Here is a 20,647-nt window from a genome sequence, read left to right on the forward strand (position 1 = left end):
CACGGCGGCGGTCGCTAACGAACTCCCGCCATGTCTGTCTGAATCGGTGAAGGCGCCTGTGATGCGACACATTCAAACAGGAGGACTCATGATTCATGGCAAGACACATTGGACATTGGCGGCGGCCGGCCTGGCGACGCTGATGCTGTTGGGACTGAACACCGGCTGCGGCGGCTCCGATCCGTCGGCCGCGCCGGCAGGAACCGCCGGGGCGGTGTCCGCGAACGCGGGCGGGACCGATCTGAGCGGCGGCTGGACATTGAATCGGGATTTAAGCGACGCGCCGCCGCCGCCCGACAGTCTGCGCATGCGCGGCCATAGCCCGCGGCGCGGCGCGCCGGGCGACCCGCTGGCACCGGAGGACGCACGTCGTCCGCGCGGCATGCGGGGACGTCAACACGGTGACAACGCCGACTTCGATGGCGGCCGTCGCGGACCGCGCGGTCCGATGACCATGACCATCGCGCAGACCGATTCGACGGTGACCATCACCGGACCGCGGGGACATGCCCGCACACTGTACACCGACGGCCGCGCGATGACGCCGGATGGCCCGCGCGCCACGGAAGGCGCCACCGTCACCGCAACGTGGAACTCCGACGGCGCGCTGGTCATCACCCACACCGGCCCGCGCGGCGGACGCCGGACCGAGACGTTCACGATCTCGCCCGACGCGCAGCAGTTGACGATCGTGTCGGTGATGCAACGTCGCGATCAGACCGACGGCCGCACGATGAAACGCGTGTTCGATCGGAGCAGAACCTCAGAGTAGACATCGCAGGTCCCTCCTCACTCCATCCTGCGACCCCGGGGGCGCGTGTCGGTTCGCGCCCCCGTTCCATTGGCGCGCAATCGTCCTTGACGACCCCGCTTCCCCGCGCTACCGTGGCGCCGATGGCGGGGACCAAGAGCGGGACATGGCGCGCGGTCATCGGCGGAGCGCTGACCGTTGTGATCAGCGTCTTTGTCATCCGCGCGCTGGTGGCGCAGTGGGATGCGGTCCGCGCGTTTGACTGGCAACTGCGTCCGTGGTGGCTTCTGCTCTCCGCCGTCCTGATGTGGCTGGATTTTGTCCTGCTGTTTCATCTGTGGCGCATCGTACTGGCGGCGATCAGCGGACACCGTCTGCGCTTCGCCGCGGCCTACCGCATTCTGACGCTGTCGAATCTCGGCAAATATGTCCCCGGGAAAATCTGGACGATCGCGGGGATGGTCTATCTGGTCGGGGATGAAGGTGTCCCGCCCAAACCGGCGTTGGTGTCATCGGCCCTGCATCAGGCGTTCACGCTGGTGCCGGGGGCGGCGTTTGTCACTGCGATCCTCGGCGTGCGCATCTGGGGCGATCTGTCGCCGACCGCGGTGCTGGTGGCGCTGTCGGTGGGCGTGATCCTGCTGTATCCGCCGTTGTTCCGCCGACTGCTGAACTTTGGGTTGTCGATTTTCGGGCGCGAGCCGATCGAGTTTGAGTTGAGTTTCGGACGGGCGTTCGGATTGTTCTGGCTCTACATCGGCGCGTGGATTCTGTATGGCGCATCGTTCTGGTGCATGAATATCGGCATCGGCCTCCCGGCCGGACCGTTCTGGGAAGTGAGCGCGGCCTACGCGGCGGCCTATCTGGTGGGCTTTGTCGCGCTGTTTGCGCCGGGCGGGCTGGGTGTGCGCGAGGGCATCCTCGCGGTGGTCCTCGGTCCCTACCTGCCGGCAGGATTGGGCGCGGCGGTCGCGGTGGTCTCGCGGTTGTGGATGACCGTGGTCGAGCTGGCCGGCCTCGTGCCGGTGTTGTTCGGGTACGGCAAACGAAAATCCTAGGAGGTCGGACATTCCCGTCTGACCTGCCATCGCCGATTGGGGGGCGGCTTTTTTGCCCCCGAGCGGCGATGGCAATGCGCGGAAAGGTTGCCCTGCCGCATCTATCGACCCGCACTCACGAGGCGATGGACAGACAGGAATGTCTGTCCTCCTGAAAAGCGATTTCAAATGCGAAATAGGAGGTCGGACATTCTTGTCTGACCTGCCATCGCCGATTGGGGGCGGCTTTATCGCCCCCGAGCGGCGATGGCATTCTGCGGCAGGGCGGCCCTCACCCCGCCTGTTTCGGGGCGATCCAGGAGGGGTCTTTGCAGATGGCCATGATTTCGGCGCGGTCGTCATCGGTGGGGAGAACCGATTTGACGTAGTCGTCCCATTCCTCCGGCTTGACGCGGTTGCCGTGGATGTCATACGGCTCGTTGGCGTAGCTGCCGACCGAGCGGTTGAACTTCAGCGACGGGACCATCAGCTTCTCGGAGTTCTGCGGCAGGAGGGCGTTGAGCTGGTCGAAGAGCCCCTGGATTTCGGCGAAGTACAGTTCGCGCGAGTGTTCGTTCAGGTTCTCCATGTCGCGGAATTCGCTGTCGTGCTGGTCGAAGCGTCCCTTGAGGCCCCAGACATAGGCCCAGTGCGCGGAGCTGGAATGATCGGTGCCGAAGAGATCGTAGGCGGTCGGCACCCACTTGTTGATGTACTTCTGGATCAGGCGCACCGGCATCTTGCCGGCGCGGCAGATGCGCTTGAGTCCGTTGTGCCCGGTGCCGAGGTGGAAAGCCTCCTCCTTGAGCATCGGCCCCATCGAACGCGCCAGCGGGGCGAAGGCCGAATGCGACAGCATGGTCAGTTGGTACTTGCCGTCGCGGTCGATGAATTCGGTGTAGACGAAAAAATCGAGCCAGTGGTCGACGTTTTCGTTGAACGAGCCGAGGAGCCGTCCCTGCTGATCGGCCGAGCGCTGGAGCATCTTCTCCGACTCGACTTTGCCGGAGGTCCCGAAATGGTTAATCATGACATGGCACATCTGCCAGCCATGGCGCATCTCCTCGCGCATGACACGGATGAGACTTTTCAGGTCGTGCTCGCTGGGGGCGGTGTTGACGAGGTAGCGCTGCTGCTCGACCGAGCCGAATTCGGTGTCGCCCTGCACGATCACCAGTTGCAGGAGGGCGTCGCGCATCCGCTGGTCGGGGATTTCGATCACTTTCTCGAACTTGCGCCGTCCGGCGAAGTCGCCGAACTCGACTTCGGGCGAATGCAGGTCGCCGTAGAGGGCTTCAAATTTGTATTCCTCGACCGTCTCCCGGTCCAGCCCCAGCCCTTCCTGCCAGCCGCGAAAAATGTCAATCCAGTCGTCGAAGGTGCTGACACGTCCCATTTGCCATTTCCCTTCCCGATGATCGTTGGGCGTTCAACGCGCGCGGCGCGCGCAACAATCCTGACAATAATTGTACGGCACCGCGGGGGAGCGGACAACGGTTTTTGCCGCCGGTGACACAGGCGACGGATGGGCGGGAATATGTTGCGGGATCATCGGTAATGGGGCTCAGGCGCGGGGGGGAGCGGCTCCGACAGCGCGTCCGGGATTTCGCTTGATTCCGGTCGGAGGCCGTCCCTATCATGGCGTTTCGTTTTTTGCGGGTGTAAGTGCCCGTCGGACAAAACGGTAGCGAAAGGAATCGTCCTCATGCACGTCGTGAAGTCACGCTGGCTGGCATTGGCCGTCCTCTGCCTTTCCCTCGTTTATTTCGCCGGTTGCCAGATAGACGGCTCAACCGGGACGACTGGCGCACTGACCCATGTAAGGGTGTCACCGGACTTGAACCTGCATGCAGCCCCAGAGGGTTATATGTACCAACTCTGGCTGGTTACTTTCCAGATCAATGAGGTCGACACTTCGGTCACACCGGAAGAGCCGGTTTCATTGGCGCGCTTCCGGTGGGATCCGTACCTTTACGCGGCCAGTGATGAGAATGGGGAGTTTCTCCCCCTGACCACTGGGAACGGGATGCCGATCGGATTTGACGTAACGCCGTATCTCCAGGGCATCAATCCTGTGGCCTTCATCACGTTGGAGCCCATCAACGACCCGCATCCAGATGCGCCGGATGGACCATTCCATTTAGTGTTCAATATCAATCCTCAATCGGGCCGGGCCGTGCTCATCAATCCGTTTGCACTCGTGCCCTTACTGACTCAGACTCCCCCGATCGTGAGCTTTAACCTGATCTCCCAGTCGAACAAGAAGGGCATCCCCGGCGCTCAGTGGCGCGACAACGAGACCGAGGGGCAGGGCATCTGGTTTGCCAATCCGCGCTTGGAGGACGAGACGACGCTGGACAGCGCCGGCGGATGGGACGCCTACATCAAGACTTTTGTGCCGCCGTCGGGAGGCGCCTACAACTACGTCGTTTGGATCGGACGCGCCCATCCCGAGAGTTCGTTCTCGAACTTCGGCCTGGTGATGCCGCAACGCGAGCCAGACTTCGAGTTCCGCGACGGCAATCCGTCGCACGCCCCCGGCAAGTACGGTCCGGATGATCCGATCCCGCTCGCTCCGGGAGTCATTCACCAGGGTGTCGAATTGGGCGAGGATCCGGTGATAATCGACGGCGAAGTCGTCGGCTACCGCTACATCATCAACAATCCGCTGACCCAGATCACCGACACCTGCGTCATCCGCATCGACGATCCATCGCTGACCCGCTGCAACCGTGACACGTTCCAGGTGCTCAGTTTCGACGAACAGTCCGTCCTGCCGCGCGCTTTCCGCATAACCAACGGCGACACGATCATGGGTCCCACGATGTCGGGTGTGCTTGATCTTTCGGATCCAGACGCCTTGAATGAGATTCTTGAAGGCAATGCTTTCATCTTTGCGGGCTGGGAGTACGAGGCCTGGCTGGTGTTTACGAAGGCCTCCGGGATCCCGCCGATTTCGCTGGGCCGATTCAAGGGCCCGTTAGGAGCCGATTCCAAAAACCCTTACACATTCACGGACGATCGCTTCGATCGCAACTTTATGTTCCCGGGCGAGGATTTCCTGCACGACCTGCCTTACGGATTGCAGGCGCCGCTGGATGTCCTCGAGAGTCCGGTTGTCGAGAAACTTTGGATCACCATCGAGCCGGATGACGATTTCATGGGAGCCATCAATTTCGACTGGGCGCCCGATGAACCCAACACTCAGTTAATCTACATGTCCGCTTTCTTCCCCGACGATTTGGACACGGTGGGCACAACGCTTGTGCCGATGATCTATCGTGACCTGAATCCGACTCCGACCGGGCTGAACGAGGGGAATTTCTTCCCGACCGTGACGGTGCAGTTCCTACCGCCGCCGGCCGAGTAGCCCTTAGCCGAGCGAATGACCCCGAAAAGGGCGCCTTTGGGCGCCCTTTTCCGTTGGGATTGTGGCTTCAGCGCACCGAGACAACATGGCAAGTGGCAAAACCTTGCACACCAACCGCCGACGGCCTCGCTCGCCGATTATCCAAGGTTTTTGGATACAACGCGTTACGCAAAACAACGAAACCGATTATTTACGGCATGGGGATTGCGAAAGTGTCCGCTGTCAGGAGACAATGACCATGAACACAGTGCGACATCACTACGAATTGCCGAAACGTGGCAACGAACGCGCCCGCGGTTGGACCTACTGGACGCTGGTGATGGTCATTGTCGCTGTCTTCATGGCACTGACCTTCGGCGACGCTGGCGGGAGTCTGCCGCTGTAAGCGTCGGTCCGAACCGACCTTGCGCATTAGCCCTGTTCCTCATCCTACTTCCTCCCTGTCGTGCCCACCCCGCCTGCCTCCACCGGGCGGGGTGACTCCTTTTGCCAATTTCGATAATGAATCGCTTTGCGCTGTCCGATAATGAGAATGTGGGCAAGCAGCGAGCAGAAAAAAGGGAGTCGGCCCGGCGACAGCCGACGGTGCTCGTGGTGGAAAACCACGAGGAAGTCCGTAACATTGTCGGCAGCATGGTGGCCAATCAGGGGTGGCGTCCGATCAAGGTCGCCAGTATCAGCGAAGCGATCTCGTGGCTGGATCGCGAGCCGGTCGACGCGATCGTCTCCGACTGGGAGCTGGACGACGGCATCGGCTACGAAATCCTCCGCAAGGTGAGATTGTCTGGGCACATGCCGATTCCGACGGTGATAATCTCCAGCTATGCCTCGCCGGAACTGGTGGCGCAGGCGCGCGCGGCCGGAGCAGTCGACATGCTGGCCAAACCCTTCCGCATCGAGGACCTCACCTTCCTTTTGAACCGCGAACTGAACCAGCGTGAAACGCGCGGCCATCACCGGCCGCACGCGCACACCGGGGCGCATCGGTAAGCGGTCCGCGCTTCCTCCATTTAGTCCTTAACGAAAAGGGCGGCCCCACGGGCCGCCCTGTCGTCGTTTGGCAGGCGCCGCGGCGCTATTTGCGCGAAAAGACGGGCATGTAGTCGTTGCCGCCCGAGGTGATGCGCTCCGGCTTGCCGGAGCCATCGGTTGGGGCGACGTAGATGAAGCCATCGACGGTCGAAAAGACGATCCACTTCGAATCGGGCGACCAGGACACGGGGGCCTGCGCCGGGACCAGACGGTCGGTCTTCTCGACCAGTTTGCGGCGGTTGGTCAGGTCGGGATTGATCAGGTAGATACTCCCGTCGGCGGAATTGGAACTAACGAAGGCGATCGCGCGGCCGTCGGGCGACCAGGCGGGCATGACCGCATCGCCGTTCTGCCTGGCCATCGCCTCGAGTTCATCCTCGCCGGCGGTGATGCCGGTGGCGGGGACCACCACCAGCCCGAGCGGTCGGGTGGGGGCATCCTTGCTGCCCTCGCCGATGTTGGCGCGGCGGCGCAGGAAGTACGTGAAGGCCACCTGCTTGCCATCGGGGGACCACGTCGGGTCCATGCCCTGGCATTCGCCGGGCCTGGCATCGGGACGGGCCAGTTTCTTGAGGTCGCTGCCGTCGATGCGCGAGTGCACGATCTGGTAATCGGGCAACTCCGCGTCGACGATGTTCGCGTTGAGGTCATAGCAGTAGACAATGCGCTGGCCATCGGGGGAGAACTCGGCGCCGCGGGAGCCATGGTTGAAGGTCACCCAACGCCAGTATCCTTCGCGGGTCGAATCGACTTCGGCCAGAAACAAATCAAACAGTCGACGTCCGCCGCCGCCGCCATCGGGCAGGTTGTAGGTGAACTCCCCCTGCCGCGCCCAGATGAGGGTACGTCCATCGGGCGAGAACGACATCTTGCCGGCGACGTTGCCGAAGGGGCGCCAGAGACGCTGGTTGGAGCCGTCGCCATTCATCAGCCAGATGTTCTTGTCGCGCTGAAAGGCGATCTTCCAGGGAAGCTTGGCTGGCTTGGCGTTGTACATGCCCTGCGCGAGCAGATCCAGCGGGAGGAGCAATCCCACCAGCGCGGCGACGGCGAGGGTGAAGGTCAGTCTGCGGTAGATTCCTGTCATCGATTCCTCTCCCCGGTTGGGATGGGCCCGTGGTGCCAACTTATACACCGCATCGGGCGATCAAGCCGCTCAATTTAACGGGTGGCCGCATTCGGAGCAATCGCTCATCGCGCGCCGGGAGGGCGCCGGCAGCATTGCATTTTGCATGGCCGCCGGCGGAAATCGCCGGTCGCTTCGCCCCATTTGTGCCTGCGCAATAATTCAACAGCGCGCTAACCGTCTTGCGGCGACCGGGTTGGTCGCCCCGTCCCGGCTTGGCCTCATTCTTGCAACGCATATCTGCGCTCACAGGCCGTGGCGCGGCGGAAAGCGTGGCGAAAACCCCCGCGGCGGCTAACGGAAATCAGGGAGCGGTCGAAACAAATTGTGTGACCCGGAGTAGCGACATGAGACAAGAGCGCGGATTCACGTTGATCGAATTGATGATCGTGGTGGTGATCATCGGCATTCTCGCCGCGTTGGCGTTGCCGCGTTTCATGGCGGCCTCGGCCAAGGCCAAGCAGGGCGAGGCAAAGGGCGTGTTGAAGCAGATTTATGTCCTGCAGGCGGCCTATCGGCAGGAGTACGACCGGTACTGGATCGTGGGCGGGACGATGGACGCGGCCAACCCGAGCACGTTTGATCGGCTGGGGCTCGATTTGGCCCAGCCGGCGCGCTATGCGTACACGCTGACCTCCGCCGATGCCGGCGCGACGACCTTCACCGCGACGGCGACGGTGGCGGCGCCCGGACTGGATGACGATCCGGCGCCGGACACCTGGACGATCAACGAGGGCGGCATCCTCCAGGCGGTGTCGGACGACGCGACCCAATAGGCGGATTGCAGAATGCAATGGCGACGGCAGAATCCGAGACGACGAGAGACCAGAATGACACTCCACAGCGACCAGCGTCATCTGTTCAGCAATTGCGCAATGCGGGCAACCAACGCCGCCGCAAGCGTCTCGGAGCGCCTCACGCCGCCGCATCGGTGGCGGAGCGAAACGCGGCACTCACTTTGCACTGACACACGCGCGGGGCTGGCCGCGCAATGGGTCAACCCCGACGGCAAACTGACGATGAAGAGTAAAGAACAAGTCACCAACCAACAAGGAGGAGCAGGAATGCTGTCCAAGCTGCATCGCTCGCAAAAGGGTTTCACCCTCATCGAGCTCATGATCGTGGTCGTCATCATCGGCATCCTGGCCGCTTTGGCGATCCCGCGCTTCATGGCCGCCTCGGCGAAGTCGAAGACGTCGGAAGCCAAGCAGCTGCTGAAGCAGATCTACGTCATGCAACAGGCCTACCGTCAGGAGTATGACTCCTACTGGGGCAACGGCGTGACCGCGGACGCGGCCAACGGCAACAACTTCGCGCGCATCGGCGTGCAGGTGGGTTCGAACGCCCGCTACAGCTACGCGATGACCGCGGCCGCCAACACCTTCTCGTGCACCGCGACGGCCAACATTGACGACGACGCCACGGTGGACACCTGGACGATCGACCAGACAGGAACACTCCTCAACACGGTGGATGACCCGACCTCCTGATCTGGCACCTCGCTGGCTTGACGAACACGGCGCCCCGGTTCTCCGGGGCGCCGTTTTCCATTCGCGTCCCTCCCACTGCCCTGCGTCGCAAATCCTACCGGTTTTGTCAGATTGGCGTGGTTTTGACACACCGGGGAAGCGGAGGCGGTAATTTCCCTCGGCAAACTGTCCGCTGCCGCGGACGGTTGCATGGCTGTTTCCAGATTGGCGGTCAGTTCACCCTCAAGCCACGCGAGGTGCATGCATGAAGTTTGAAACGCCGGTGGGCATTGTCGGCTGGGGTGTCGACGTGCCCAAGTTGCGCATCAAGATCGCCGATATCGCGCGGATCTGGGGCGCCGACGCACCCACCTATGAACGCGGGTTGGGGCTGGTCGAAAAGTCGGTGGCGCCCTGGGATCAGGACTCGATCACGCTGGCGGTGGAGGCGACCTTCCGCGCGCTGGCGCGGGCGCCGTTTGTCGATCCCGCCGACATCGGCAAGGCCTCGATCGGATCGGAATCGCCGCCGTACGCGGTCAAGCCGTCGGCAACGGTGCTGGCAGAGGTGATCGGCGCGACGCCGCACATCTGGTTGTCGGGCGTGGAATTCGCCTGCAAGGCCGGGACGCAAACGATGATCGACGCGATCATGTACGTGATCGGCCAGGGCGTGAGCAATCCGATGAAGTACGCGCTCGGGGTCGGCTCGGACACCTCGCAGGGCGCGCCGAGCGATGCGCTGGAGTTTTCAGCGGCCTCGGGCGCGGCGGCCTTCATCATGGGACGCGACCACATCGCCGCCCGGTTGTTGTGGGCCTCATCGTACGACACCGACACGCCCGATTTCTGGCGGCGCGAGCACCGCAACTACCCGGAGCATGCCGGGGCGTTCACCGGCGACCCGGCGTACTTCAAGCACACGCTGGGCGCGGCGCGGGCGATCATGGCCGAGTCGGGCACCAAGCCGGCCGATTTCGATTTCGCGGTCTTCCACCAACCCAACGCCAAGTTCCCCAAACGGGCCGCGTCGATTCTCGGCTTCAAGCCGGCGCAGGTCGAGACCGGACTCAAGGTCTCGCGCATCGGCAACACCTACTCCGGCGCCTCGCCGATCGGGCTGGCGGGGGTGCTGGACATCGCCAGGCCCGGCCAGCGGATCCTGATGGTCTCCTATGGATCGGGCTCGGGCAGCGACGCGTTCATCTGGGAAACCACCGACGCGATTGTGGCGGCGCAGCATCGCGAAGTGGCCACCACCGACGCGATCATCAATCACAGACTGCAATATCTCAGCTACGGCGAGTATCTCCGCAACCGCGGGATGATCGTCATGGGCAGTTAGGGAGGTGACGGCACCATGAATCAGACACCCTGTGTACTGGGATTCGGCATGAGCCCGTGGGGGAGCGAATGGCAGCTCTCGGCGCGAGAGTTGATTGCGCGGGCGGCGCGGGCGACCGCGGCCGACGCGGGCATCCATCTGAAGGACGTGGAAGCGATCCACATGGGCGCGATGTCTTCGGGGCTGTTCACCGGGCAGGAGAATCTCGGCGCCTACGCGGCCGACGCGATGGGTCTGGTCGGGGTACCCGCCAGCCGCCACGAGGGCGCCTGCGCCAGCGCGTCGGTGGCCTTCAACGCCGCCTGTGACGACGTGCAAAGCGGCCGCCACAAGATCGTCTTCGCCGGCGGCGTGGAAAAGATGACCGATGTGTCCGGCGACGATGCCACCGCGGCGCTGGCCGCCGCCGCCGAGCGCGAGTACGAGGCCGACCAGGGCGCGACCTTTCCCCTGCTCTATGCGCTGATGGCCAAGTCGCACATGGCCGCCTACGGCACCACGCGCGCCATGCTGACCGCGGTCGCGGTCAAAAACCACCGCAACGCCAGCAAGAACCCGCACGCGCAGTTCCAGACCGAGATCACGCCGGAGATCGTCGAAACGTCGATCATGGTCGCCGATCCGCTGCGGCTGTTCGATTGCTCGCCGATCACCGACGGATGCGCCGGATTGATTGTGGTCCCCGAAGATGTCGCCAAGGCGAGCGGACGACCGTACGCGCGGGTCATCGGACGCGCCATCAGCGCCGATCAGATGTTTCTGCACCGCCGCAAGGTCTTCCACCAGATGCCGGGCGTGACGCGGGCGGCGGCGGCGGCGTTGAAACAGGCGGGCAAGACCGTGCGCGACATGAAGGCGTTTGAAGTGCACGATTGTTTCACCATCGCCGAACTGATGATCCTCGAGGCGATCGGCCTCTACGAGCCGGGCAAGGCCGGCCCGGCGACGCTGGCGGGCGCGACCGCGATCGAAGGAGAGCATCCGGTGAATTCCTCGGGCGGGCTGAAAGGCAAGGGGCATCCGGTGGGCGCCACCGGGGCGGCCCAGATCGGCGAGCTGCTGCTGCAGTTGACCGGACGCGCGCCAATGGGACGCCAGATCCCCGGCGAGCCGGACAGGGGCATGGCGGTCAATGTGGGCGGCATCGGCACAATGGCGGGTGTCACCATTCTGGAAGGAGTGAGACGATGAGCGGCACGATATTCCCTCCGCGCATCAAGCGACGGTCCGATGTGCTCTACCATCTGCGCGCGGCGCGCTTTGCCAGCGGCGCGGTGGTTTACCCGCCGTGCGAAATCCACCCCGAAACCGGCGAGACCGATCCGGAAATCATCCGTCTGCCCAAGACCGGCACGGTGGTGCTGGACACAGTGCAACGGATTGTCCCCGGCTGGATGACGCTCAATGGGCCCTACCATGTCGCGATCATCGAATGCGATGATGACCAGCACACGCGGCTGATGGGCCAGTTGACCGGGGCCGAGGCCGACGTCGACTACACCGGTTGGCGGGTGCAGGCGCGGTTCCGGCGGATCAATTCGAACGGCCCGGACGGGGCGATCATTTACGGCTTCAAGTGGGAGCCGATGGTCGGCCCGGCGTTCATGCAGACGTAAGGATTGTGTCGCTGTCAACGAGACAGCGGCCGCCCGCGGTTGCGGGCGGCCGTTGTGTTATCGGCAAGGGCGAATGAATCGAGAGTGGAGAGGGGAGGATTCGAACCTCCGAAGGCGTCTGCCGGCAGATTTACAGTCTGCTCCCTTTGGCCACTCGGGCACCTCTCCGGGCGGTCCGCTTTCGGTGAAAGCGGGCTGCGATTATACGGAAAGTCAGGCGGGTCTGTCCAATTGAAAGTAGGGGCGGCCAGTGGGCCGCCCCTGCTTGATCTCTGGAGCCGGCGAAGGGAATCGAACCCCCGACAGGCTGATTACAAATCAGCTACTCTACCAACTGAGTTACGCCGGCGAAAAAGCCTCAGGTCCCGCTGGTCCGGTCGGACCTATCGCCTTGCATTCAATCAGTTCTCCGGCGACGGCGCGAGCAAGTACTTCTTGAAGAAGTCCACGATCCGCCGGTAGGTCACCAGCACATTGGGCCGCTTGGCGACGCCGTGTCCCTCATCAGGGAAGATCAGCGTGTCGACAATGCCGCCGCGGGCGGCGATCGCCCGCGCCATCTGCCGCGCCTCCCCCACTGGTACGCGCGGATCGTTCTCGCCGTGCACGATCAAAAGCGGGGTCCTGATCTTGTCCACCTGCGCCAGCGGCGAAATCTCCCAGAGGAAGGCCGAGTCGGCCAGCGGGCCATATTCCGATTCGCGCAGATGGCGGCGGTAGGGCGCGGTGTTCTTCAGGAAAGTGACGAAGTTGGCGATGCCGACCTGGTCGCAGGCGGCGGCATACAGGTCGGGATTGGCGGTGATGCAGGCCAGCGTCATGTAGCCGCCATAGGAGCCGCCGGTGATCGCGATGCGTTTGGGGTCGGCGTACCCCTGCTCGGCCAGCCAACGGGTGGCGGTCTCATAGTCCTTCACCGATTTCCAGCGGTCCTTGTAGTTGTCCATGTCGAGGAAATCGCGGCCATAGCCGGAGGACCCGCGCGGATTGAGCGCGAAGATGCCGAAGCCGTTGAGCGCGAAGTACTGGAAGTTGCGGATGAAGTCGGGACGGAACTGCGACTCCGGTCCGCCGTGGGCGCTGATGATAAACGGCACCCGGTCCCCCTTCTTCGCGCCGGGCGGCAGATAGAGAAATCCCGAAATCTCCAGACCGTCGAAGCTGGGAAAGCGCACCAGCTCGGGTTTGACGAAGATGCGGCGGTCGATACCGGCGGTAACCGCGAAGGTCAGCTGCGTGAGTTTCTTCGCGCCGATCTCCCAGCGCCAGCAGTCGGGCGGGCTGTCGGGCCCGTTGAACGAGAAGATGAAAGTGTCATTGCCCATGAACATCCCGCCGGAAACCAATCCATCGACCGGCGGCGCGGGCAGTTCGGCGTTGGCGGCCAGGTCCCAGAGGTGCAGACGGCCGTACCCGTCCTCGTTGACGATCCAGGCCATCCGCGACATATCCTCGGAGAAGGTCATCCCCTCGGCTTCCCACCTGGTGCCCGGATCCATTTCGGTGATGGCTTTGGACTTCAAGTCGAGTTTCGCCCGACGGCCGATGCCTTCCTTGTTGTTGTTGCTGATGATGTAGAGCGCGGAGTAATCGGGGGTGAACTCATAGGCGGAAAACAGGGCATTCCCCTCATGCGGGGTCAGATGCTCGCTGACGCCCGACGTCAAGTCGACCAGATACAGGTCGGAATTGACGTTGGACGGATAACGCGCCGCGACCAGGTAGCGGCCATTCCTGGCGACCACCTGCGGCGAGTGGTACCCCTCTTGCGCCAGGATTGGACGGGTGGCGCGGGTGACGACATCCATCTCATAGATGTGGAAGTCTTTCCCGTTGGCTTCGTTGGTGCGGTAATAGATGCGACGATTGTCGTATGACCAGACCGGGTCGGCGATCTGGACATCCTTGACATTGGTCAGCGGCTCGGTGCGTCCGGTGGCCACCTCCACCAGGTGCAGATTGGTTTCCTCGGACCCGCCCCAGTCGGCGCCGACGATGATCCAACGGCCATCATGGGAGAGCGCGTAGAAGTCGACGCCATCGGTGAAGTAGGTCAACTGCTCCGGCCAGCCGTTGTCGCGCAGACGGTAGACCTGCCCGACACCGGACATTGCCGAGGTGAAGCAGATGACATTGCCCGCGGCGGAAACCTGCGGCCCGCCGTTGCTGCCGATTTGCATGAAGGTTTCGATGTCGGGAATGTAGACAGAGTCCCTGAAGTAGGCCTGCGCGGAACCCGTCATCATGCAAAACGTCAACAATGCGGCGGTAATGGCTTGCCGTTTCGTCATTTACCCTCCCTGCCTGGTGTGAGTTTGCCAACGGTCCATACACCAATTGTATCCTGATTGCCGGGTGTGAGTCAAGCGGTCCCCGGCCCTGTCCTCCCGGATTACGAAACGGAACAATTTAAGTACGTCTTCCGTTTGGGCTGTTTGAGGCGGGTTTTCGCCTTGAATCAGAAACAGGAGGAGGGGCCATGAAACGAGTCGTGATCGGTTTGTTCACCGCGGCGGCATGTCTGGCGGCGTCGCCGGGGATGGCGGCGTTGCACATCGTCGATGTGAAGTCCAACAGTTTCGATCCCAGCAATCTGCAGATCGAGCAGAACGATCAGGTGCGTTGGGAGTACTTCTCGGGCACCACTCACACGACAACCTCAGGGACGCCGGGCAATCCCAGCGGCTTGTGGAACGCGACGATATCCTCGTCGCAACAAACCTTCACCCGGACCTTTTCGCAATTGGGGAATTTCCCCTACTACTGTTCCCCGCACGCCTTCACCGGCGTGATCATGGTCGAGGCGCCATCGGGTGTGCTGGATGATCCGGCGGACGCGGAGATCCCGCAGTTGCTGGCGCTGGCGCAGAACAGTCCGAATCCCTTCAATGCCGCCACGCAGATTCGGTACAGTCTTGACAAGTACACTCCCACCGAACTGGCGATCTACAACATCCTCGGCCAGCGGGTGCGCACCCTGGTGACCGGCAGCCAACCGCCGGGCATTCATGAGGTGACCTGGGATGGACGCGATGAATCCGGTCGCGAGGCGCCCTCGGGAATCTATTTCACGCGTCTGATCACCGGCGGCGCGATGCTGTCACGGAAGATGGTGCTGCTGCGCTGAGGTCGTCCGAACGGGATTCGGCTTCGCGTCTTTCTCTCATTGCAGGGGCGGGCCTGAGGCCTGCCTTGCTTGCCACGCGCAAAGGAGCGACAAAGATCCCAAGACCCGGCAAAGAGCGCCGGGTCTTCGGATGACGGTATTGGGGGTGCGGGATTTGGGGTGACGAGGGCGACTGAGGCCTGCCTTGCTTGCCACGCGCAAAAGAGCAACAAAGATCCCAAGACCCGGCAAAGAGCGCCGGGCCTTGGGATGACGGTATTGGGGGCGCGGGATTTGGGGTGATGAGGGTAGGCCTGAGGCCTGCCCCTTCAGGCGAATGCCCCTTCCCCTGCCGTCATTCCAGGGCCAACGACCGGAGGCAAAGCCGACGGGCGTTGGCCCTGGAATCATTGTTCTGTGGCGCGGCCGTGGAAAAAGGATTGCTTCGTCGTCGTCCGCCTGCGGCGGACTGCTCCTCGCAATGACGAATTCACGCATACTCGCGGATGACACTGTCATTGCGAGGAGGCGCGATCCGCCTGCGGGCGGATCGCGGCGACGAAGCAATCTTTGTTGGCCCGTGCGCGGGAGGCGCAAGAGGATGAAAGCCTCTCGCGCTGCGAATGGGAACGGTCACATGCCTTCGTCGGGCAGCGTGGACTCTTCGTCCGCCAGGCGGTTGCGGAGGGTTTGGCGGGAAATCCCGAGCAAACGCGCGGCCTGGACCTGATTGCCGTTTTCGTGTTTCATCGCGCGCGCGAGCATTTCCCGTTCGAGCACGCTCAGAATGGGATCATCGGGATTGCGCGAGTAGCGGGCGACCAACCGCTCAAAGAGCAGATCGAGCAGCTGTTCATCGCCGGCGGGGAGAACGGCGCGCGCCGCCAGACTGCCGGCATCGGAGAGCACGATCGACTCGGGCAATAGCGCGTTGCCGGTGGTGACGATCAGGGCGCGGTTGATGACGTTTTCCAGCTCGCGCACATTGCCGCGCCACTGGTGGGCCATCAATTTGTCCATGGTCTCCGGCAGAACATGCACGCCGGGGCGGCCGTCATGACGGCAGGCGCGGTCGATGAAGTAGCGCACCAGAAGCGGAATGTCTTCGGGACGTTCGGCCAGCGGCGGCAAATTGATGGTGAAGGTGTTGAGCCGGTAGTACAAATCCTCGCGGAAGGTCCCCTCCTGCGCCATCCGCGGCAGGTCGCGATGGGTGGCGGCGATGACGCGGACATCGACTTCGATGGTCTCGGCGCCGCCGACGCGCTCGATCACACCCTCCTGGAGAACGCGCAGAATCTTCGCCTGCGTCATCGGGCTCATGTCGCCGATCTCATCGAGGAAAAGCGTCCCCTTGTCGGCGCGTTCGAACTTGCCGAGACGGCGATGATCGGCGGAGGTGAACGCGCCGCGCTCATGGCCGAAGAGCTCGCTTTCCAGAAGCCCCTCGGGGATGGCGGCGCAATTGACGGCGAGAAACGGCCGTCCGGCGCGTTTGGAGTGTTGGTAGATGGCGCGCGCCACCAACTCCTTGCCCGAGCCGGAGGGGCCGGTGATCAGGACCGAGGCATCGGTCTGCGCGACCCGCCCGATCTGCTTGTAGACTTCCTGCATCGGGCGGGAACGTCCGATGAGCGTGTCGGCATCGGCGTCCGTCGCAGGGGTCTCATCCTCGGCGACCTCGACGCGGCGGGTCATGAGGCGGTACGACTCGACGGCGCGGGCGACCACGCGCTGGATCTCGTCGATCTCGAAGGGTTTCAGCACGAAATCGAAGGCGCCCATCTTGATCGCCTGGATGGCGGTGTCGGTGGTGCCGAAGGCGGTCATCATCACCACCGGCGTGCGCGGATCGACCGCGCGCAGTTTCTCGAGGACTTCGATGCCGGACATGCCGGGCATGCGCAGATCAAGCAGGATGACGTCATAGGACTGCGACTGCACCAGCGCCAGCCCCTCCTCGCCGGTGCCGGCCTCGTCGATGTTGTAGGAGTTGGCGTCGAGAATGCGGCGGAGCGCAAAGCGCAGATTGCGGTCGTCGTCGATGATGAGCACTCGAGGCATGCGTCAGCTCTTGGCGGTCAGGGCCCTGGGTAGAGTGATACGAAACGTGGTTCCGCTCTCATTGTGGCCGATAGCGCGGATGGTGCCGTTATGCTTGGCCATGATCATGTGGGCGATGGAAAGTCCCAACCCGGTGCCGGTCGCTTTGGTGGTGAAGAACGGGTCGAAGATGCGGTCGTAGAGCGCCGGGTCGATCCCCTTGCCGGAATTCCAGATCGTCACCACGACATCGTTGTTCTCGGTGCCCGAGATGACCTTGATCGTGCCGCCCTGCGGCGTGGCATCGACGGCGTTGAGCAGGAGGTTGAGGAACACCTGTCCCAACTGGGCCGGGTCGGCCAGCACGGGCGGCACGGGGCGGCAGTGCTCGTGCACCACGATCCCCGACAACTGGGCCTTCGGACGGATCAGATCGATCACGCGGCTGAGGGTGACATTCAAATCGGCCAGCGCCAGTTCGGGCTCGGTGGGCCGGGCGAACTGCATCAGGCGAAGGACGAGGGTGCTGATCTTGTCGATTTCCCCCTGAATGATTTCCAAATCGTCGCGCGCGGCCTCGGTGGCGGGGACCTGCTCCTTCAGTGAGTGGATCAGGATTTTGATCGTGGTCAGCGGATTGTTGACCTCGTGGGCGATCGAGGCGGCCATTGTGCCCACCGAGGCCAGACGGTCGGCGGTGATCAACTGCTGATTGCGGGTGTACAACTGGGTTTCGCTCTCCTGCAGGACGCGGAAGATCCTGTTGACCCGCAGCACGCCGAAGATCACCGGAATGGCGATGAAGACCAGCAGAAACAAGAAGATCACCAGGGTCTTGGCGGCGTCATGGTCGGCATACTCACGCCAGAACCAGATGGCCCCGGCGCCGACCAGCGTGGCCGGGATGGCGATGGTCAGCCAAATGATATGCAACTGGCGGCGCAGTCCGGAGAGCGAGGGGGGCGTGATGGGCTCGTTCATGCTGACTTATCTTGTCTGATTTCGCCGGGCGGTGGGCCGGATCGCTGCGATCACCGTCACCCGTCGACAATCTCGCCAACCGCCCATCCGAGGGCAATGGCCGATTCGGGCCGTTTTCGGCTCCGGCGTGGTCGATCACGGCACGGTGTGTGCTTCACGGCGCTTGCTTGCCTGAGCACGTCTTGGAGCAGGCGTGCCTCCAGACGCGGAGGGCCGCTCTTTTTTTCGGCGGCGCGCAGTTCGACCTTGACAATCTGTCGGATGTGGTAGATTGTGGTCGCAAGTCACTCGACCCCGTGCCCCGGCACGGGGCCGCTTGCCCAACAAAACCTCACAACCTGGGAGGAGCTCTCGATGAAGCACTCGTTCCTGCCCCAACGCGGTATCGGGCTCTGGCTTTTGGGCGCCGCCGTGATCGTGACGCTCGGCATCTGGGGATGCGGAGTGGACAATACACCCACCGCGCCATCCGGCATGGATGACGTGTTGGGACGTGTCAATCCCCAACTTCTGCACGTGATGGCGGTCCAAGACCGCCACACACAACGTTTGATGGCCGATCCCGAGGTGATTGGCACGGCGACCACGCTGGATGAGAGCGGTCAGCCGGCGATCATGCTGCTGGTGACCAGCGAGCGGGCCCGCGGCGCGGCGCCGAAGTCGATCGAGGGCGTCCCGACCAAGGTGCTTCTGACCGACAAGATTGTCGCGATGGGCAAGCCGGGTGGCGGCGGAGTCAGCCACACCGCCAAGCAGACCCCGCCCATTCAACTGGGCACCTCAGGTGGTTGGCGGTATGACTTGGCCAACGGCTATTGTTGCGGCGGCACGCTGGGCTCGTTGGTGCAGAAGGGCGGCACCCAGTATGTGCTGAGCAATTACCATGTGCTGGAAGCCGACATTGTGGCCGGTGGCAACAACCGTTCGGCACAAGCCGGCGATCCGGTCATTCAACCGGGCCTGATCGATGTCGGCTGCAACGCGGCCAACGCCCAGAACGTGGCGACTCTCTCCGGGCAAAAGTCCCTGCCGGGAAGCAACGTCGATGCGGCCTACGCGGCGGTGATTCCGGGCATGGTGCGCTCCGACGGCGCCATTCTCGAAGTCGGCACGATCTCCGCCTCGACAGTGGCTGCATTCGTCAACCAGGCCGTGAAGAAGAGCGGGCGTACCACCGGTCTGACCCGCAGCACGGTCACCGGGCTGAATGCGACGATCAGCGTGTCCTATGAGAACGAGTGCGCCGGCGGCTCGGCGTTCACGAAGACCTACACCGGCCAGATTCTGGTCGGCAATCGCTCCAGCAAGTTCCTCGCCGGCGGCGACTCCGGTTCGCTCATGGTGGAGGATGTCGCGACCAACCCACGCGCTGTCGGCTTGCTGTTTGCCGGCAGCACGACGATTGCCGTCGCCAATCCGATCGACCAAGTGCTCAGCTGGGTCGGTGGGACGATGGTGGGACAGTAACCGCGTTGTTCTCCGGAGAAGTCCGGAGATCGATGAACGCAAGCCCGTCTCCGGCCGCTGTGTCGGGGACGGGCTTCTTTCTGGGGGAATGGCCGCATGACTTGCATTGTGCGAATCGCCCGGCGCGCCGCCATCCTCCCCATCTGCCTGCTGATGCTGTCCACGTGCCAGGAGACGAGGAGAGCCGAGGTGACCGTGCCGCAGAGAGACATCCAGACCGTTCAGGAGGCGCACGTCGCCGAACTGATGGCCATTCCCGGCGTGACGGGCGTGGCGTTGGGAAAGCTGGAGGACGGCACACCCTGCATTCAGGTGCTGGTGGAGGAGGAAACCGAGGAATTGAAAAAACGGATTCCGACGACGCTGGAGGGGCATCCGGTCCGGATCGTGGAAAGCGGCCTGATCAAGCCATTGGACGGGGGCTGATCACCAGGTGGCGCCGCGCGCCCGGAAGTAGTCGTGCAGTTCCTGCCGTGAGCGGAGATTGACCCGCTCGGTCCATAGGTCGATCGGATTGCGATCATCGGTGATGACGGGGACCCCCTCGGTCCGGGGCACGAAGCGGTTGTCCCAGGCGTGGGCGCGGTGATACTCGGGCGAGAAGCGATCCTGCGGCCGCGGCGGCTCTTCGGGCAGTTCGAGCGAACGGTCGGCCGCCAGCAGCACAATGTTGCCCAGTTGATTCGGCGGCTCGGCGATCGGGAGGACCAGGACATTGGCAAACTGCCGGCGGGCGGTCGCGGCGATGGTGGTCACAATTGTGTCATGCCAGCCGATCGACTGCAGGTTCACCGCCAACACCCCCTCGGGCGAGAGGCACTCGCGCGCCCGGGCAAACGATTCGGACGTGATCAGGTGGAATGGGATCGATCCGCTGCCGAACGCGTCCAGGATGATGATGTCGTAGGCCTCTCCCCCGCGCCGCAGGTACTGGCGGCCGTCTTCGTGGAAGACGCGCGCCTCATCATCGCGCAGCGCGAAGTAGCGCCGGGCGAGTCGAGTCACCGCCGGATCGATTTCGACCACATCAACGGTCCAGCCGTTGCGGGCGTAGTTCTTGGCCACCGATCCCCCGCCCAACCCCACTAAGAGCATGCGCTTTGGTCTGTCGAAATATCCGCGGGGGATGTCCATCACGTTGACATACTCGAAGAGCGACTCCCAGAGCGTGGTGTCGACGCCGGTGTGAGCGCCGCCGTCGATCAGAAGAAAGCGCTCAGGCCCATCCTGAAGCACCCGCAATTCACCGTAGGCGCTCTGTTCGATGGCCAGCAGTCCGGCGTCGGGGTCGGCGGTTTCAGCCG

19 protein-coding genes and 2 tRNA genes are annotated in these 20,647 nt (G+C 63.2%); 13 read left to right on the forward strand and 8 right to left on the reverse strand.

The window, feature by feature from the left end; genetic code table 11:
• Positions 1 to 88 precede the first annotated feature (88 nt).
• Both VNN55_12565 and VNN55_12570 read left to right on the forward strand, forming a co-directional pair.
• Entirely contained in the window at positions 89 to 772 is a 684-nt protein-coding gene (locus VNN55_12565) for a hypothetical protein (protein HWO58383.1), read from the forward strand.
• Between the two features lie 122 nt (positions 773 to 894).
• Positions 895 to 1,809, forward strand: coding sequence for a lysylphosphatidylglycerol synthase domain-containing protein (locus tag VNN55_12570; protein HWO58384.1), 915 nt, complete (start codon positions 895 to 897; stop codon positions 1,807 to 1,809).
• A 271-nt stretch (positions 1,810 to 2,080) separates the two neighbouring features.
• Here the strand turns inward: VNN55_12570 and VNN55_12575 are convergent, their stop codons facing one another.
• Positions 2,081 to 3,184, reverse strand: coding sequence for a Phenylacetic acid catabolic protein (locus VNN55_12575; GenBank protein ID HWO58385.1), 1,104 nt, complete (start codon positions 3,182 to 3,184; stop codon positions 2,081 to 2,083).
• Between the two features lie 309 nt (positions 3,185 to 3,493).
• On the opposite strand from VNN55_12575, the gene VNN55_12580 reads away from it, so the two are divergent.
• The 3 genes from VNN55_12580 (at position 3,494) to VNN55_12590 (ending at position 6,148) form a co-directional block, all read left to right on the forward strand.
• Positions 3,494 to 5,158, forward strand: a complete 1,665-nt coding sequence (locus VNN55_12580) for a hypothetical protein (GenBank protein HWO58386.1) — start codon at positions 3,494 to 3,496, stop codon at positions 5,156 to 5,158.
• Positions 5,159 to 5,396: 238 nt separating this feature from the next.
• A complete protein-coding gene (locus tag VNN55_12585; GenBank protein HWO58387.1) occupies positions 5,397 to 5,543 on the forward strand; it encodes a hypothetical protein in 147 nt (48 codons plus the stop codon).
• A 116-nt stretch (positions 5,544 to 5,659) separates the two neighbouring features.
• Positions 5,660 to 6,148, forward strand: a complete 489-nt coding sequence (locus tag VNN55_12590) for a response regulator (protein ID HWO58388.1) — start codon at positions 5,660 to 5,662, stop codon at positions 6,146 to 6,148.
• 85 nt (positions 6,149 to 6,233) lie between these two features.
• On the opposite strand, the gene VNN55_12595 is transcribed toward VNN55_12590, so the two are convergent.
• Positions 6,234 to 7,277 (reverse strand): hypothetical protein, encoded by a 1,044-nt coding sequence (locus VNN55_12595; GenBank protein HWO58389.1) that lies wholly within the window; start codon positions 7,275 to 7,277, stop codon positions 6,234 to 6,236.
• Positions 7,278 to 7,663: 386 nt separating this feature from the next.
• Here VNN55_12595 and VNN55_12600 point away from each other — a divergent pair, with 386 nt between their 5' ends.
• The 5 genes from VNN55_12600 (at position 7,664) to VNN55_12620 (ending at position 11,746) form a co-directional block, all read left to right on the forward strand.
• Positions 7,664 to 8,092, forward strand: coding sequence for a type II secretion system protein (locus tag VNN55_12600; protein ID HWO58390.1), 429 nt, complete (start codon positions 7,664 to 7,666; stop codon positions 8,090 to 8,092).
• 288 nt (positions 8,093 to 8,380) lie between these two features.
• Complete coding sequence (locus VNN55_12605) at positions 8,381 to 8,806, forward strand: prepilin-type N-terminal cleavage/methylation domain-containing protein (protein HWO58391.1); 426 nt, start codon at positions 8,381 to 8,383, stop codon at positions 8,804 to 8,806.
• Positions 8,807 to 9,050: 244 nt separating this feature from the next.
• A complete protein-coding gene (locus tag VNN55_12610; protein HWO58392.1) occupies positions 9,051 to 10,130 on the forward strand; it encodes a hydroxymethylglutaryl-CoA synthase in 1,080 nt (359 codons plus the stop codon).
• Between the two features lie 15 nt (positions 10,131 to 10,145).
• Positions 10,146 to 11,321: a beta-ketoacyl synthase N-terminal-like domain-containing protein gene (locus VNN55_12615; GenBank protein HWO58393.1), complete on the forward strand. Its 1,176-nt coding sequence runs from the start codon at positions 10,146 to 10,148 to the stop codon at positions 11,319 to 11,321.
• Entirely contained in the window at positions 11,318 to 11,746 is a 429-nt protein-coding gene (locus tag VNN55_12620) for an OB-fold domain-containing protein (protein ID HWO58394.1), read from the forward strand. The genes VNN55_12615 and VNN55_12620 overlap by 4 nt, the downstream gene beginning before the upstream one ends.
• Positions 11,747 to 11,831: 85 nt before the next feature.
• Here the strand turns inward: VNN55_12620 and VNN55_12625 are convergent.
• The 3 genes from VNN55_12625 to VNN55_12635 form a co-directional block, all read right to left on the reverse strand.
• A tRNA-Tyr gene (locus tag VNN55_12625) sits at positions 11,832 to 11,914 on the reverse strand.
• Between the two features lie 105 nt (positions 11,915 to 12,019).
• Positions 12,020 to 12,095 (reverse strand) — tRNA-Thr (locus VNN55_12630).
• A 52-nt stretch (positions 12,096 to 12,147) separates the two neighbouring features.
• On the reverse strand, positions 12,148 to 14,037 hold the full coding sequence (locus VNN55_12635) for a S9 family peptidase (GenBank protein ID HWO58395.1): 1,890 nt from the start codon (positions 14,035 to 14,037) through the stop codon (positions 12,148 to 12,150).
• Positions 14,038 to 14,225: 188 nt separating this feature from the next.
• Here VNN55_12635 and VNN55_12640 point away from each other — a divergent pair, with 188 nt between their 5' ends.
• The gene (locus tag VNN55_12640) at positions 14,226 to 14,873 is read left to right on the forward strand and encodes a FlgD immunoglobulin-like domain containing protein (GenBank protein ID HWO58396.1); all 648 of its coding nucleotides are present in this window, start codon (positions 14,226 to 14,228) and stop codon (positions 14,871 to 14,873) included.
• A 612-nt stretch (positions 14,874 to 15,485) separates the two neighbouring features.
• On the opposite strand, the gene VNN55_12645 is transcribed toward VNN55_12640, so the two are convergent.
• Positions 15,486 to 16,916 (reverse strand): sigma-54 dependent transcriptional regulator, encoded by a 1,431-nt coding sequence (locus VNN55_12645; GenBank protein HWO58397.1) that lies wholly within the window; start codon positions 16,914 to 16,916, stop codon positions 15,486 to 15,488.
• Positions 16,917 to 16,919: 3 nt separating this feature from the next.
• The gene (locus VNN55_12650; GenBank protein ID HWO58398.1) at positions 16,920 to 17,876 is read right to left on the reverse strand and encodes an ATP-binding protein; all 957 of its coding nucleotides are present in this window, start codon (positions 17,874 to 17,876) and stop codon (positions 16,920 to 16,922) included.
• A gap of 354 nt (positions 17,877 to 18,230) precedes the next feature.
• Here VNN55_12650 and VNN55_12655 point away from each other — a divergent pair, with 354 nt between their 5' ends.
• Both VNN55_12655 and VNN55_12660 read left to right on the forward strand, forming a co-directional pair.
• A complete protein-coding gene (locus VNN55_12655; protein ID HWO58399.1) occupies positions 18,231 to 19,343 on the forward strand; it encodes a hypothetical protein in 1,113 nt (370 codons plus the stop codon).
• A gap of 96 nt (positions 19,344 to 19,439) precedes the next feature.
• Entirely contained in the window at positions 19,440 to 19,769 is a 330-nt protein-coding gene (locus tag VNN55_12660; GenBank protein HWO58400.1) for a hypothetical protein, read from the forward strand.
• Here VNN55_12660 and VNN55_12665 read toward each other — a convergent pair.
• Positions 19,770 to 20,647: fused MFS/spermidine synthase (locus VNN55_12665; GenBank protein HWO58401.1), on the reverse strand; the 878-nt coding region annotated here is incomplete at its 5' end.

The sequence above is a fragment of the bacterium genome, assembly GCA_035559435.1.
Classification (GTDB): Bacteria; Zixibacteria; MSB-5A5; order WJJR01; family WJJR01; genus JACQFV01.

What these genes read in the sequence shown, in the direction of transcription:
- VNN55_12660 (HWO58400.1), top strand. Translation starts at nt 19,440, where the DNA reads ATGACTTGCATTGTGCGAATCGCCCGGCGCGCCGCCATCCTCCCCATC.
- VNN55_12590 (HWO58388.1), top strand. Translation starts at nt 5,660, where the DNA reads ATGAATCGCTTTGCGCTGTCCGATAATGAGAATGTGGGCAAGCAGCGA.
- VNN55_12605 (HWO58391.1), top strand. Translation starts at nt 8,381, where the DNA reads ATGCTGTCCAAGCTGCATCGCTCGCAAAAGGGTTTCACCCTCATCGAG.
- VNN55_12615 (HWO58393.1), top strand. Translation starts at nt 10,146, where the DNA reads ATGAATCAGACACCCTGTGTACTGGGATTCGGCATGAGCCCGTGGGGG.
- VNN55_12595 (HWO58389.1), bottom strand. Translation starts at nt 7,277, where the DNA reads ATGACAGGAATCTACCGCAGACTGACCTTCACCCTCGCCGTCGCCGCG.
- VNN55_12645 (HWO58397.1), bottom strand. Translation starts at nt 16,916, where the DNA reads ATGCCTCGAGTGCTCATCATCGACGACGACCGCAATCTGCGCTTTGCG.
- VNN55_12655 (HWO58399.1), top strand. Translation starts at nt 18,231, where the DNA reads ATGAAGCACTCGTTCCTGCCCCAACGCGGTATCGGGCTCTGGCTTTTG.
- VNN55_12600 (HWO58390.1), top strand. Translation starts at nt 7,664, where the DNA reads ATGAGACAAGAGCGCGGATTCACGTTGATCGAATTGATGATCGTGGTG.
- VNN55_12580 (HWO58386.1), top strand. Translation starts at nt 3,494, where the DNA reads ATGCACGTCGTGAAGTCACGCTGGCTGGCATTGGCCGTCCTCTGCCTT.
- VNN55_12570 (HWO58384.1), top strand. Translation starts at nt 895, where the DNA reads ATGGCGGGGACCAAGAGCGGGACATGGCGCGCGGTCATCGGCGGAGCG.
- VNN55_12575 (HWO58385.1), bottom strand. Translation starts at nt 3,184, where the DNA reads ATGGGACGTGTCAGCACCTTCGACGACTGGATTGACATTTTTCGCGGC.
- VNN55_12565 (HWO58383.1), top strand. Translation starts at nt 89, where the DNA reads ATGATTCATGGCAAGACACATTGGACATTGGCGGCGGCCGGCCTGGCG.
- VNN55_12585 (HWO58387.1), top strand. Translation starts at nt 5,397, where the DNA reads ATGAACACAGTGCGACATCACTACGAATTGCCGAAACGTGGCAACGAA.
- VNN55_12640 (HWO58396.1), top strand. Translation starts at nt 14,226, where the DNA reads ATGAAACGAGTCGTGATCGGTTTGTTCACCGCGGCGGCATGTCTGGCG.
- VNN55_12620 (HWO58394.1), top strand. Translation starts at nt 11,318, where the DNA reads ATGAGCGGCACGATATTCCCTCCGCGCATCAAGCGACGGTCCGATGTG.
- VNN55_12650 (HWO58398.1), bottom strand. Translation starts at nt 17,876, where the DNA reads ATGAACGAGCCCATCACGCCCCCCTCGCTCTCCGGACTGCGCCGCCAG.
- VNN55_12635 (HWO58395.1), bottom strand. Translation starts at nt 14,037, where the DNA reads ATGACGAAACGGCAAGCCATTACCGCCGCATTGTTGACGTTTTGCATG.
- VNN55_12610 (HWO58392.1), top strand. Translation starts at nt 9,051, where the DNA reads ATGAAGTTTGAAACGCCGGTGGGCATTGTCGGCTGGGGTGTCGACGTG.